At 51.5% G+C, this 12,917-nt stretch carries 7 protein-coding genes and 11 pseudogenes; 1 reads left to right on the top strand and 17 read right to left on the bottom strand.

Annotation, left to right across the window (positions count from 1 at the left end; genetic code table 11):
• Window positions 1-15 precede the first annotated feature (15 nt).
• The 5 genes from HRU78_07335 to HRU78_07315 all read right to left on the bottom strand — a co-directional run bounded on the left by HRU78_07335 (window position 16) and on the right by HRU78_07315 (window position 3,946).
• Window positions 16-1,779: a succinate dehydrogenase flavoprotein subunit gene (locus tag HRU78_07335; GenBank protein QOJ23482.1), complete on the bottom strand. Its 1,764-nt coding sequence runs from the start codon at window positions 1,777-1,779 to the stop codon at window positions 16-18.
• 1 nt (window position 1,780) lies between these two features.
• Window positions 1,781-2,134 (bottom strand): succinate dehydrogenase, hydrophobic membrane anchor protein, encoded by a 354-nt coding sequence (gene sdhD / locus HRU78_07330; protein ID QOJ23481.1) that lies wholly within the window; start codon window positions 2,132-2,134, stop codon window positions 1,781-1,783.
• Window positions 2,128-2,505 carry a succinate dehydrogenase, cytochrome b556 subunit gene (gene sdhC / locus HRU78_07325; GenBank protein ID QOJ23480.1) on the bottom strand — a complete coding sequence of 126 codons (378 nt, stop codon included), beginning with the start codon at window positions 2,503-2,505 and terminating at the stop codon, window positions 2,128-2,130. Before sdhC ends, sdhD begins: the two co-directional genes overlap by 7 nt.
• 173 nt (window positions 2,506-2,678) lie before the next feature.
• Window positions 2,679-3,059, bottom strand: a complete 381-nt coding sequence (locus tag HRU78_07320; protein ID QOJ23479.1) for a DoxX family protein — start codon at window positions 3,057-3,059, stop codon at window positions 2,679-2,681.
• Window positions 3,060-3,082: 23 nt separating this feature from the next.
• The gene (locus tag HRU78_07315; GenBank protein ID QOJ23478.1) at window positions 3,083-3,946 is read right to left on the bottom strand and encodes a pirin family protein; all 864 of its coding nucleotides are present in this window, start codon (window positions 3,944-3,946) and stop codon (window positions 3,083-3,085) included.
• 130 nt (window positions 3,947-4,076) lie between these two features.
• Between HRU78_07315 and HRU78_07310 the strand changes: the two genes are divergently transcribed.
• Complete coding sequence (locus HRU78_07310) at window positions 4,077-5,009, top strand: LysR family transcriptional regulator (protein QOJ23477.1); 933 nt, start codon at window positions 4,077-4,079, stop codon at window positions 5,007-5,009.
• Between the two features lie 389 nt (window positions 5,010-5,398).
• On the opposite strand, the pseudogene HRU78_07305 reads toward HRU78_07310, so the two are convergent.
• The 12 genes and pseudogenes from HRU78_07305 to HRU78_07250 all read right to left on the bottom strand — a co-directional run bounded on the left by HRU78_07305 (window position 5,399) and on the right by HRU78_07250 (window position 12,813).
• A pseudogene (locus tag HRU78_07305) lies at window positions 5,399-5,740 on the bottom strand (hypothetical protein).
• A gap of 201 nt (window positions 5,741-5,941) precedes the next feature.
• A pseudogene (locus HRU78_07300) lies at window positions 5,942-6,274 on the bottom strand (putative Ig domain-containing protein).
• Between the two features lie 159 nt (window positions 6,275-6,433).
• Window positions 6,434-6,643 (bottom strand): annotated as a pseudogene (locus HRU78_07295) (hypothetical protein).
• 27 nt (window positions 6,644-6,670) lie between these two features.
• Window positions 6,671-7,285: pseudogene (locus HRU78_07290) on the bottom strand (hypothetical protein).
• A gap of 18 nt (window positions 7,286-7,303) precedes the next feature.
• Window positions 7,304-8,383: pseudogene (locus tag HRU78_07285) on the bottom strand (hypothetical protein).
• 15 nt (window positions 8,384-8,398) lie between these two features.
• Window positions 8,399-8,668: pseudogene (locus HRU78_07280) on the bottom strand (hypothetical protein).
• Window positions 8,669-8,914: 246 nt separating this feature from the next.
• A pseudogene (locus tag HRU78_07275) lies at window positions 8,915-9,361 on the bottom strand (hypothetical protein).
• A 45-nt stretch (window positions 9,362-9,406) separates the two neighbouring features.
• Window positions 9,407-9,634 (bottom strand): annotated as a pseudogene (locus tag HRU78_07270) (calcium-binding protein).
• 66 nt (window positions 9,635-9,700) lie between these two features.
• Window positions 9,701-10,054 (bottom strand): annotated as a pseudogene (locus HRU78_07265) (hypothetical protein).
• A 246-nt stretch (window positions 10,055-10,300) separates the two neighbouring features.
• Window positions 10,301-10,666, bottom strand: a pseudogene (locus HRU78_07260) (hypothetical protein).
• A 135-nt stretch (window positions 10,667-10,801) separates the two neighbouring features.
• A pseudogene (locus tag HRU78_07255) lies at window positions 10,802-12,319 on the bottom strand (hypothetical protein).
• Window positions 12,316-12,813: a hypothetical protein gene (locus HRU78_07250; GenBank protein ID QOJ23476.1), complete on the bottom strand. Its 498-nt coding sequence runs from the start codon at window positions 12,811-12,813 to the stop codon at window positions 12,316-12,318. Before HRU78_07250 ends, HRU78_07255 begins: the two are co-directional and overlap by 4 nt.
• Between the last annotated feature and the right edge of the window lie 104 nt (window positions 12,814-12,917).

Here is a 12,917-nt window from a genome sequence, read left to right as displayed (position 1 = left end):
CATACGTTCAAACTCTCAATACGTCCTGGCTTTCGGTGGAAATGACTCCACTGTCAACGGTTTCAGCCGTACCGGTTTGTAATCCAGGCGGTTGCCTTCGCTGAAAAACAACGTGTGTTTTAACCATTTGACGTCGTCGCGCTCGGGGAAATCGTCGCGGGCATGCGCACCGCGGCTTTCGCGGCGGGCTTCGGCGGAAATCATGGTGGCGATGGCGACTTCTTTCAGATTATCCAATTCCAGCGCTTCGATCCGGGCGGTATTGAACACTTTGCTTTTATCCTTGATTTCCGTTTGTTCCACCCGTTTGCTCACTTCCAGGATTTTTTCCACCCCTTTCATCAGCATGTCCTCGAAACGGAACACGCCGCAGTAGGTTTGCATGGTTTTCGCCAGTGCTGTATGGACTTGCGCGACACTCTCGCCGTCTTTCTGATTTTCCAGACGCGCCAGCCGCGCCAAGGTTTTGTCGGCGGCATTTTCCGGCAACGGTTTATGATGCGGATGAGTTTTCAAGTCTTCAATAATTTGATCGGCAGCGGCACGACCGAAGACGACGAGATCGAGCAGCGAATTGGTGCCCAGGCGATTGGCGCCGTGCACCGATACGCAGGCACACTCGCCGACGGCGTAGAATCCGGATACGACCTCTTCCGGACCGGTTTTATACGGCGCCACCACTTGACCGAAATAATTGGTCGGAATGCCGCCCATCATGTAATGCACCGTCGGAACTACCGGAATCGGTTCGCTGATCGGATCGACATGGGCGAATTTCATTGCCAGTTCACGAATCCCCGGCAAGCGGGTTTTGATGATTTCCGCACCCAAGTGATCCAATTTCAGCAGCAAATGATCACTTTCGTCACCGCAACCACGACCATCCTTCATTTCCGTCGTCATCGCGCGCGACACTACGTCACGGCTCGCCAGATCCTTGGCATTCGGTGCGTAGCGCTCCATGAAGCGCTCGCCGTTACGGTTCAGCAAATAACCGCCCTCGCCGCGCACCGCTTCGCTGATCAATACGCCGACACCGTACACACCGGTCGGGTGAAACTGCCAGAATTCCATATCCTCCAGCGGAATCCCGGCGCGCGCCGCCATGCCCAATCCATCGCCGGTGTTGATCAGCGCATTGGTGCTGGCCTGAAAAATCCGCCCGCCGCCGCCGGTGGCGAATAACGTCGCGCGTGCTTGCAGGATCGATACCTCGCCGGTTTCCATCTCCAGCGCAGTGACACCGAGCACATCGCCTTGCTCATCACGCAGCAGATCCAGCGCCATCCATTCAACGAAAAACTGCGTATTGGCACTGACATTGCGTTGATACAGCGTATGCAGCAATGCATGTCCGGTGCGATCCGCCGCCGCGCACGAGCGCGTGGCCTGCGCACCGCCGAAATTTTGCGATTGCCCGCCGAACGGCCGCTGGTAAATCTTGCCATTTTCCAGGCGGTCGAACGGCATACCGAAATGTTCCAATTCGTACACCACTTCGTTGGCGTGACGGCACATGAACTCGATGGCATCCTGATCGCCAAGGTAATCCGAGCCTTTGACGGTGTCGTACATATGCCAGTGCCAATTGTCTTCGGTCACGTTACCCAGCGCCGCGGCTATGCCGCCTTGCGCCGACACCGTGTGCGAACGCGTGGGGAAGACCTTGGACAGCACGGCCACTTTCAAACCCGCTTCGGACAGTTGCAACGCCGCGCGCATGCCGGCGCCCCCTGCGCCGACGATGACCACATCGAATTTTCTTTTGGTTATTGCCACATCAACCCCATAAAATGTCCGCCGCCCACACCAGATAAAACAGCAGCGCGGCAATCACCGCGATTTGCGCGGTTAGCCGCAGCGCCATCGCATGCACATAATCCATCAGGATATTGCGCATGCCGATCCAAGCGTGCCAGAACAAGCAAATGAAAAACACCAGCGTCGCAATGCGCAACCAATGTTGCCCGAATAAGGTTTTCCACGCGGCATAATCCTGCGGCGCCGCCACGAACAAAACACTCGCCATTACGATGAGATAAACCGCCATCAGCACCGCAGTGACGCGCTGCGCCAGCCAGTCTTTCAAACCGTAATGCGCACCGGTTACCGCCAGCTTCGAAGGTTTTACCATAACAGCACTCCCGCCAAAACTGTCAATAGAAATCCGGCAACCAACACCAGCTTGCTGCTGGCGCGCGCTTGCGGCAACATGACGCCGATGTGCAAGTCCAGAAAAAGATGACGGATACCGGCGCACAAATGGTGCAAAAAGAACCATAACGCCAGCAACAATGCGGCTTTAACCAGCGGATCGCGCAAACAATTTTGCAGCACTTCAAAATCCTGTTGCGATTGCAACAGCAAGTGCAGACTGTAGAGCAATAAAGGAATGCCGGGGAAAAACAACAAGGCGCCGCTGATGCGGTGCAGGATCGACACCACCGCCGGTATCGGTTGCGTGATTTTTAAAAGATTCAGATGCTTGGGGCGTTTACTGTGCAATTTCGCTTCCCTGCGGGAGATTCCAAATTAGAAAATTCTGTCGCCAAAAACCGGCTGAACCGCTCATCGCAACCAAGTTTAGTCGGTTATGCGGCACGATACAAGCAATAACCCATGAAAAACCCGGTTGCAAGCAACCGGGCTAAAAATCAATGCGGATTATCGCTCTTTTATTATGATTTGCTACGGCGCTCATCCAAGCTGTAACCGCCCGCGCCATGAACCGCCAACAGAATGAATCCGCCGGTAATGGCAATGTTCTTCATGAACATGATCATTTGTATCTGATCGGCAAGATTGTTGTGAAAAATCGCCGCGGCAACCAGTGTAAATACAGCCAGTACTGCCGACACTAAGCGGGTTTGCCATCCGGCGATAATCGCCAGACCACCCCCTATCTCAAGCGCTATCACCAGTGGTAATAGCATGCCCGGTACACCCATCGCTTCCATATAACCCTGCGTGCCTTCATAACCGCCGATTTTGAAAAAGCCGGACAGTAAGAAAATTTGCCCCAAAAATACACGTGCAACGAATTGACTGATTTTTTCCATGATGATCTCCTTAAAAAGTTTTATTAATTGCGTTTAATCCATGCACGATCACGTACAAAATTGTTGGACTGGAAATCTTGCATCGCCTGATCGATTTGTTCCCGGGTATTCATGACAAACGGACCATACCGCGCCACCGTTTCGCCAATCGGCCTGCCACTGACAACCAACAGGCGCGCCCCCTTTTTTCCGGCAGCGAAATCAAACGAGCCATCATCCGTACCCAGTGGCGCCCACGAATGCAGCGGCACGCGCTGCTCACTCAATTGTCCGTTGCCTTCAAAGACATACAGGAAGCTATTATTCCCGGCCGGGAGGCGGTGTTGAAAATGTTTGCCGGGTTGCACCTGCACATCATAATAAGACACCCCGGTCAGATCATCCGTAATCGGCGCATTCGTATCGGCAAAGCGGCCGATTAAAACTTTCACCGCATAATCCTGCGTTTTCACCACAGGAAAAGCTTCCGCAGGATATTCCTGATATTCCGGGTGATCCATCTTATGCGCCGCAGGCAGGTTGATCCACAGTTGGAATCCGCGCATCAAGCCATTCTTCTGCTTCGGCATTTCCGAATGAATAATGCCACTGGCGGCTTTCATCCATTGCGCGGAACCGGGTCCCAAATCACCGCTATTGCCCATGTTGTCCTGATGCTCCATATGGCCGTCGATCATATAGGTAAACGTAGTAAATCCGCGGTGCGGATGGGACGGAAAGCCCGCCATGTAATCTTCCGGCTTATCGCTACTGATATGATCCAGCAACAAAAACGGATCGTAATCGCGCAACACCGGTGTACCGATCGTACGGTACACGGTCACTCCGGCGCCTTCCGGCACGGCCACTGCCGGGATTATTCGTACAGAATTCACTGCTGTATCCATGATTTTCTCCTTTGTTGTGATTCATCGTTGTGATCGATTGACAGGGAGCATTATCATCGTTGTTATAATCAGAATAAAGAGCATTTAATGAAAATAACTGTTCCGATATTCGCAACAATGAAAGGAATCTATGGATCGATTTGAAAATATGAATGCGTTCGTGCGCGTCGTGGAAGCGGGCAGCATAAGTGCGGCTGCGGATCGCATGGACGTGGCAAAATCCGTCGTCAGCCGGCGTTTGAAGGAACTCGAAGAACACCTGGGTGTTGAATTATTTCATCGCACCACCCGGCAAATGAATCTGACCGATAGCGGGCGCGCGTTTTATCAGCAATCGGTGCGCATTCTGGCCGATATTCTCGAAGCCGAGCACGCTACATCGCAATTTCATGGTGCGTTAAAGGGTAGCTTGAAGGTGGCGGTACCGCTGAGTTTTGGCTTGATGCACCTGGGCCCCGCCATCAATGAGTTCTTGCAAACCCACCCCGAAATCGAATTCGATCTGGATTTTAACGACCGCCAAGTGGATTTACTGGCCGATGGCTTTGACCTCGCCATCCGCATCGCCAGCTTGCCCGATTCCAACCTGATCGCGCGCCGTCTTGCGCCGATCCAAGCCGTCATGTGCGCCAGCCCGGCGTATCTCGAGCGCATGGGCACGCCGCAAACACCGGAAGAACTCATCAAGCATCGCTGCTTGGTATACAACTTGATCAGCGATAGCGACAATTGGAAGGTCTATGATGCTGCAGGACCATTGATCAAAACCCGGATTATTCCCTACCTGAAAGCCAGCAATGGTGAATTTCTTCGCGATGCCGCCGTCGACGGTTTGGGCATCGTATTGCTGCCGGCTTTCATCGTTTACCGGGAAATCGAACGCGGCGCATTGATACCAGTATTAACCGGATTCCACTATGCGCAGCTGGCAGCCTACGCCATCTACCCGCAAACCCGCCACCTGTCGCAGCGCGTCCGGGCATTCGTCGATTTTCTGGTTAAGCGATTTGAGGGAATGGCTTATTGGGATTTGTGTTTACACAATACAAAAAATATTTCGTGAATCGCGGCGGTTTGAGTACATCAAATCCAATGGGATGTGATCACGGAACCCAAGATTTGTGCATAATCGAGTGGCAGTATGGTTTCGCCAATGTCAGGTGGAGCAAAACCCGCCATCGCATTAACCAGATCATCGACTTGCTGATCACGCAATGTCAGGCCATCAGAAGTTCTAAACCGCTCAATGTGATGGGCCGGTCCGAGATACCAATCATCGATCACTACTTTGTCCGCCGTGCCAATAATGCTGGCTTCCAAATCATTATCAACGCGCTGAAACCATATCTGGCCGGCGCTGATGCCGGGCAAAAATCGTATGGTATCGACATTGCCCGGCGCGGCATCACTGTCGATCAGCGTATCGACACCGTAATTCCGGCCAAAAATATAAACATCGTTACCGTTTCCGCCTATCAGCGTGTCATTACCTTCTTTGCCATTGAGACGGTCATTGCCGGCTCCGCCCTGCAGTATATTCCCGGCACTGTTACCGGTTAAATGATTGTTCAGCTCGTTCCCGGTTCCGTTGAGCGCCACATTGCCGGTCAAGACAAGATCCTCGACGTTCGCGCTTAATGAAAAACTGATGCTCGATCTCACTCTATCGCTTCCTTCTGCACTGAATTCGATCACCGAATCGCCCGCATCATCGATCACATAGACGTCGTCGCCGCTACCACCGATCAGCACGTCAGTGCCCTCTTTGCCATCCAATTTGTCATTGCCCGACAGTCCGGTGAGCGTATTGTTGGCGCTATTGCCGATCAAATCATTATCAAGCTCATTGCCCGTTCCATCGATCACACCGGTGCCGGTCAGATGGAGATTTTCCACATTGGCGCCCAACGTGTAAGAAATGGAAGACCGGACGGTATCAACGCCTTCATCGAAGTTTTCCAGCACGACATCCCATGCGCTATTGACGATATAACTATCATCACCCGTTCCACCCGTCATGCGGTCGTTACCCGCACCGCCATTCAGACGATCATTACCGGCATTGCCATTCAAGACATCGTTACCGCCCAAGCCGTTGAGTGTGTCGTTACCGATACCGCCAATCAATGTGTCGATACCCGATGTGCCATTGATCACCGCACCCAAATCGCTCACATCGATATCGAAAGTATCCGCAGCGATCAAATTGCCGGTATCTTTCGCGGTCACCAGCACGTGCAATGGGCCGGTGGAATCCGGCGTACCACTGAAGGTCAGCGCTTCCGGATCAAAACTGAGCCATGACGGCAAAGGACTGCCATCAACCAATGTGGCGCTGAAGGTCAGCATGTCGTCGTCATCCGGATCGGTAAATGCATACGGATCTACTGTGTAACTGAAGACGCTTCCTTTTGCCGCTTTCTGGTCCGGAAGCGCAATTGATAACTCGGGCGCTTTGTTGCTTGCCAGTTTTATTTTAATGGCTTCCGGATCCCAAACGGCGTCATCTTCATTAAACCGGATCTGTTCGACAGCAAATGGACTAATGCCGTCATTCTCCAGGTAATTATGAATTGTTAAGGTATCCGCTGTATCTATCAAGGTAAGTACCAAATCATTGCCGGAACGGCTGACGCGTACTTGATCCGAGGCGATACCATAATCAAATAGCACCGCATCGATCTTTCCAGCAGTCATGTCATCACTGTCAATCGTATCCTGACCGGAACCTTTACCGAACAAATAGGTGTCATTGCCCGCCCCACCCGACAAGGTATCGTTACCTGCACCGCCGCTTAGAATGTCGTCACCACTACCGCCTTCCAACGTATCGTTGCCGCCTTCGCCATAAATTACGTCATTTTCGTTGCTGCCAGCGATGTGATTGCTCATTTCCTGCGGATCAAGCGTGAGCGCAGGACCGGCCAGTGCGATCAGATCCGATACGGTTAGCACCGAACCGTCGCCAAACTGTACGCGTTCCAATCCCATACCGGGCAGATCGGTCGAATTCGGCAGTACGATCTCAACGCCGCCACCCGCCCATGACAAAGCGATCGTAGCGTGCATGGTTTGACTGTAGAGCACCGCAACATCACTCGGATCATCGCCGTCGTACCGGACGGCACGCACCCCTTCAACTACCCGTTGCCCCGATGTGACGGCAATATCACCCGGATTAATACCTGCCAGACGCAATACATCCTGCGCAACCGGTTTCGCTTCCAGCGTGTAATTCAAGTGAGAACTGACATCGCCTCTGCCTCCGTTACTTCCCATCTGCCACAGCTGCGTCCCCGTATCCCAAATCGTGTCGAAGCCGGTTTCTCCGGCCAGCATGACATAGGTATCCTGACTGAACTTGCCATCAAGAAAATCATTCCCGTCACCGCCAATTAAGGTATCCCGGGCATAGTTGCCGAACAGCGTATCATTTCCCGTGTTACCGTAAAGAAATCCGCCGATATTCGGTGCACTGTCGGTGAAGTAATACATTTCATTATTCAGTGCAATTTTGCCCGATGCATAGAGCGTATCGTCCCCGCCACCACCATCGATCAACGAGATTTCACTGCTCGAAGCATTATCGCTTTGCCCGTGCCCATCGTTGTATTGATAACCGTTACCGTGTTTATAACCTGCGATGACATTATCGCTGTCACCGCCTTGAATGCGCTCAACTTGCGTATTGATGGTCGTTGTGGTTCGCCAATAGCTCTGAAGCCCGCTGGGTAATGGTGACGTTAAAACTTGACCGCCGGTGATAAAACCGATAATTGCACCGTTTCCATAGACAGGTAACAGATTATCAGTGCTCATACCTACCGCATTCAACTCTTCGAGTAACCGCGACCACTCGGCAATCGGAATAAATCGCTGCTCGGATGATGGATTCGTCTGCGGGGTGTCAGGAAGTGCTGCATTGATCAGATCAACCATTGTGCTGGAATTCTCAGAACTGTCGGACTGCCGCCGGATGATAGCGGTATCGGCGGCAGTATCCAACAGTGCAAAATGTTGCAGCACGATTTTTGTTTCAGAAGCAGCCACCGATTCAGCGCGGTAAGTTGCATCGTCTATCCGTGCGTAAGAACCAAAATTCGCACCGTAGCGGTTACCCAGTAAATCATTGGCCCACTCTGCACGTGCAGTATCCAGAAAATCCGCTTGTAATTGCGCAATATCGGTATTGGATTCAGATGTAGTGAGCCAGTCGGTGACATTGATTACCGCACCGCTTTCCTCGCGGATGGTCCAAATATGCGGTGACACGAAATAATCCTGCAACGTCAACGTGGCGCCGCCGCCGTGCAATGTCAGGATCAAATCATTACCTGTCCGTTCGTGCCGCAGATCGGCCAGCGTCGTACCTTCCGTCAGCGCTATGATGCTCATGCCGTCCGCCACTTCCACCGCCACATCGTTTCCCGCCGACATCCAGCCGAAAAGATAAGTATCGGTGCCCTCGCCCCCGATGAGTATGTCGTCGCCCGCGCTACCGTCGAGAGTATCGTTGCCTGCATTACCTTCGATGCGATCATCCGCAATCGTACCCAGCAAATTATCATCGCCCGAGGTTCCGCCAAGAATGCTTTCGGCAAGCGCGCTGATCTCACCGGCATTCAGCAACGAATGATCATTGAACCGCAGCGCTGAAATATTCGGTCCTTGGTTAAACCAGCCTTCAAACAGTATGCTGTCTTGCGTATCTCCAATACGCATCAGCAAGCTGCCGTCCGCCAATGCAAAGAAACGCAGATCGCTTGCGGTAATACCGGCGCCTAGCTGCACTTCATCCCCGACAGCATCTTCGCTGGCCGCTGCGGTAATCGTGTCGGCACCGTCGCCGCGATTGAAAGTATAAATGTCGGCGCCACCGCCCCCGGTATAGCGATCAGCACCGGCACCGCCTTGCAACGTATCATTGCCAATCTGCCCGAATAGCGCATCATTCCCCGCTCCGCCGCTAAGCAGATCATCACCGGCGTCACCTAACAGGAAATCGTTACCGCCGTAGCCTTTGAGGGTATCGTCATTGCTGCTGCCCTGGATGAAGTCCGCGCCCGTACCGCCGTAGGCTTGTACCACCGGTTGTCCGGAATCAACCGTAATGGTCGACAAATTCAAAACAACCGCCTTGTGTAAGTTCTCGCTGACCCAAGTCTCCAGGTTGATTGAATTGTTGCCGTGATCAAATTGAATTTGTGCAGCCATGCCATAAAGCGCATTGTGCAGATCAAGCGCTCCGCCATTTGCCAGGGAAACGCGCAAAACACTGGAATTACCCAGCCAAGTCGCGCCTAACGGTGTATTCGATGCTGGTGCGCTGGAATTTGCCGTTGAGCCTTGCGATTCACCGGTCAAATTGGCCAGTGCGCTCACCGGCGTACCGCCATTGCCGGCATCGGCCAGCATAATGATATTGTTTCCTTCCAGATCGTTGATCGCATCGCCTTCTTCTACACCGAGATAGGTATCGTCACCCGCTCCGCCATATAGCGCATCGTTTCCAGCTCCACCGACCAATGTATCCTTGCCGCCACCCCCGGAAAGCTGATCGGCACCGTCACCTCCATCGAGAAAATCGTCCCCCTGATAAAGCAATGAAATTTCTCTGTCATCACCGATAAGCACATCCGCGCCCGCACCGCCGGCAAGATAATCGGAACCTCCATCACCCCTCAGCACATCATCGCCATTACCGCCGCTTAAATAATCGTTACCATGCAAAGACGCATCCAATGTCTTGTAAAAATTATCTCCTTGCAATACATCATCACCATCCTGCCCAAGGATGGTATCGTTACCTGCTTCACCAAAAACCACATCACTATCGGCACCGGCATCAACGGAATCGTTACCGCCTCCCGCGAAGATCCAGTCTTTCCCGGTACCGCTCGCGATAACGTCATCGCCCCCGGCGACCATGGCAGTCTCTGCGGGTGAAGTGCCGAAGTTATATTTCCGGCTATAGGTGGTAACATTATCCTTACTGCTGGTTGAACGATCGACTTTCCAATCTCTATCAAAAGATTCGACATTAAGATCGCCTTCGATCATGTCGTCTCCGCCCAGCCCAAGCAAAATATCTTTGCCCGTCCCCCCCATCAAGATGTCGTTACCGTCATTGCCAATGAGCGTATCATCGCCTGCACCACCATCGGCCAGATCACCTCTTTCGCCGCTTCCGGTCTGGGTGTTGCTCAGCGTGTACGCAGCATCCAGGGTATACTCGATTTCTGCGTAAAGCCTGTCGTTGTTCGCTTGCCCCTGGATGATGTCGCTATCGGCGCCGCCCAGTATCACATCGTCACCCTTTCCGCCGGATAAAATATCCTCGCCCGCTCCACCTTCGATGCGATCTCTGCCGTCCTTGCCGTCGACCTCGTCATTCCCGCCGAGGCTGCGAATATAATCGTTCTCGGCGCTGCCGTACAAAAAATCTTCACGATCCGCTTCTTCTTCCGCACCGACGACAATATTGTCTAGCTCGTCGTAGTCAATGGGCTTCTCGGGTTTCAAATCGCCTACGATAACTCGATCCAATACCGGCGCATCGTTGGGTGCATTATCGCCAAGCGTGATACCTAATTTACCGTCGCTCCAATTTTTTATCCGCACCCTGGCGCTATCAGCTGATCCGACAAAACTGACGAATAAGTCATTGGTGCCATTATCCTGAGCAGCGAGGAGATAAACCAAATCGTTTCTCTGATCCATCCAGGTATCGCCGATTCTTATCCAATCTTTGCCGTCGGTCACACCGCTTCTGCCTTGTGCAATCACAGCACCGAATTGAATGGCGCCGATTCCGTCGATATCCAGTATCGTATCCGTACCGTCGCCGGGATTGACGATATAAGTATCCGACCCAGCACCGCCCTCCAGATAATCGTTACCCTCAAGCCCCTTCAGCGTGTCATCTCCCCCGCCGCCATATAGATGATCTTCAACAGCGGAAGCGGCCGGATTGTCCGGATTCTCACCGCCGAAAAAATAACGCGGCGTGTTCCCCGACAATTCACCTTGCGAAATCTTGTATCCCGAGGTTACATCTTCAAAATAATCATTGATATTTTGGAAACTATGATTGCTTGAGCTGAACGTAACCGATGAATCCAGAGGATTCTTGTCCTCGCTATTGAACCAATTCTTACGGATCAACATCGTCATGCGGTCGACCAGATAAGATGACGTCAGCGTGCCCGTGCCACTATCCGGACTGAAGAGATCCAGTTCGCCGTTGGTATTGAAAGCACCGTAATCAATTTTTTCTCCTTCCAGAACAAAAGGATTCAGCGCAAGCAATGCAAAGCGGGTTGCCAGGCCGCCCTGATCGTTGCTTTCGATCTTGCTGATGATCGCGCCGGGGGACAAATCGGATAACAACGTCAACTGAACTTTGTCCGCTGAATCCTTGAATTGATCACTATTTTGCAATCCATAAAGATTCTCATAAAATTTGTCGCGATTACCCGTTTCAGTCTTCTGATTTTCACTCAGCGCTATCTTGCCATTCTCCGGATTCAGCAAAATGACACGCAACGCATCGATGGCGGATTCCAGCGTTTTGCCGTTCGATCCGCCAATATCCTTGGTCGAACCGAATGCATCAATCAACTTGTCGAGTTGCTCCTGATTCAGATTGGGCGCCAACTGGGAATAAGCGGAATAGACGGCTAAAGCATCGGTTAACAAACTGATGCTATGATTATTGCCGGATGCTTCGGTTTGAATACTGATAGATGTGCCAAGCTGAAAACCCAACCCCGAAATAAGCGGAAAACCTTCCGAACCTCGTAAATTCCAGATACTATCGGATGCAACATTATTCAGACCGAGCGCGCTGCTCACCGCATCTGCCAGATTACCGAGCAAACCACCCACACCCGGTGCGTTGTACAAATAGGCTTCCGTTGCTTGTGCATAACTTTGCTTAACGGCCGCAGCCAAATAACCACCCAGACTATGCCCGGTAACTGTAAAGTTTTGGCCTTGCAGTACGTCCGGATCGTCTAGCCACGCATTTAACTTCAGTTGTAGTGCTGTGAACTGAGGATTGAGATAGACAGGCATCGCAGTAGCCAAAATTCCATCTGCAAGTAAATCCTTTGCTTCAAAATCGGTACCACGTATAGCAAGATATTTTGCGCCACCATTCTTAGTCTCAAAAACTGTTGCTGAAACACCGGTGACAGGATCGGTGTATTGGGCGACAACTTGCCAATTTGCGGCAAATTGGGTGGCTTGGTAAAGAGACATTTCCACTTCTTTTGCAGTTAGTTTATCAATATCAATTAAGCCAACCGAAAATGAGCCATATGCCGCTTGTGCCAATGAAGACTGAATTGAATATTCATTAATATTACTCATTTCCCATTCTCCTCAGCAGATTTAATGAAAATTCTATGTATTACTAGAATAGAACTTGCTTCCAATTGGTTAGGGCAATGATGCGATGAGGGCATCCATGGTCCCGGTAAGTCACCGCCTGCTCTATGATATTTAACGAATTCACCGAGCAGTTTCATATCTGATTTTCGAATGATTTTGATATGATCTCTTCGCATAGCGATTTCCTGCGCTCCATTAATAACAGGATGTCCTTCGACATAATCATGAATATCCCATTGGTAGATATATTCCGGCCCTAGCGTGTCTTCAATTTTCTGGGTAGGCTTATAAAAATTAATCTGCCCATACTTCTTATCAAACTTATCCGCCGGCAATGTCACCGTTTCATACACCCGGATACCTCCATCGATAGCGCACAGGCGATCCACTTCCCGGTCTAGCCGAGCCTTTTCTGTAAAAAACGTGGCATAAACGATTGCTGCAGCGATCAATAACAAAACAATCTTTTTCATACAATCAATTCCTCGTTTGGTGTCAGCGGGTAAGTGTCATTAAGCGCAGCACAATATATACTGGCTTTGTCATTTCACTCAGCTTTGGAAAGCTAGCGGCATTG

Source organism: Gammaproteobacteria bacterium (assembly GCA_015709635.1).
In the GTDB taxonomy this organism is placed as follows: Bacteria; Pseudomonadota; Gammaproteobacteria; order Burkholderiales; family Nitrosomonadaceae; genus Nitrosomonas.
Note: the sequence above shows the minus strand (reverse complement) of the source record. Positions and strands in the feature narration are given on the sequence as shown.

Excerpts from the sequence above, each read along its gene's own strand:
- HRU78_07320 (QOJ23479.1), bottom strand. The coding sequence starts at position 3,059 with ATGGAAAAAATCAGTCAATTCGTTGCACGTGTATTTTTGGGGCAAATT.
- HRU78_07310 (QOJ23477.1), top strand. The coding sequence starts at position 4,077 with ATGGATCGATTTGAAAATATGAATGCGTTCGTGCGCGTCGTGGAAGCG.
- HRU78_07315 (QOJ23478.1), bottom strand. The coding sequence starts at position 3,946 with ATGGATACAGCAGTGAATTCTGTACGAATAATCCCGGCAGTGGCCGTG.
- sdhD (QOJ23481.1), bottom strand. The coding sequence starts at position 2,134 with ATGGTAAAACCTTCGAAGCTGGCGGTAACCGGTGCGCATTACGGTTTG.
- HRU78_07250 (QOJ23476.1), bottom strand. The coding sequence starts at position 12,813 with ATGAAAAAGATTGTTTTGTTATTGATCGCTGCAGCAATCGTTTATGCC.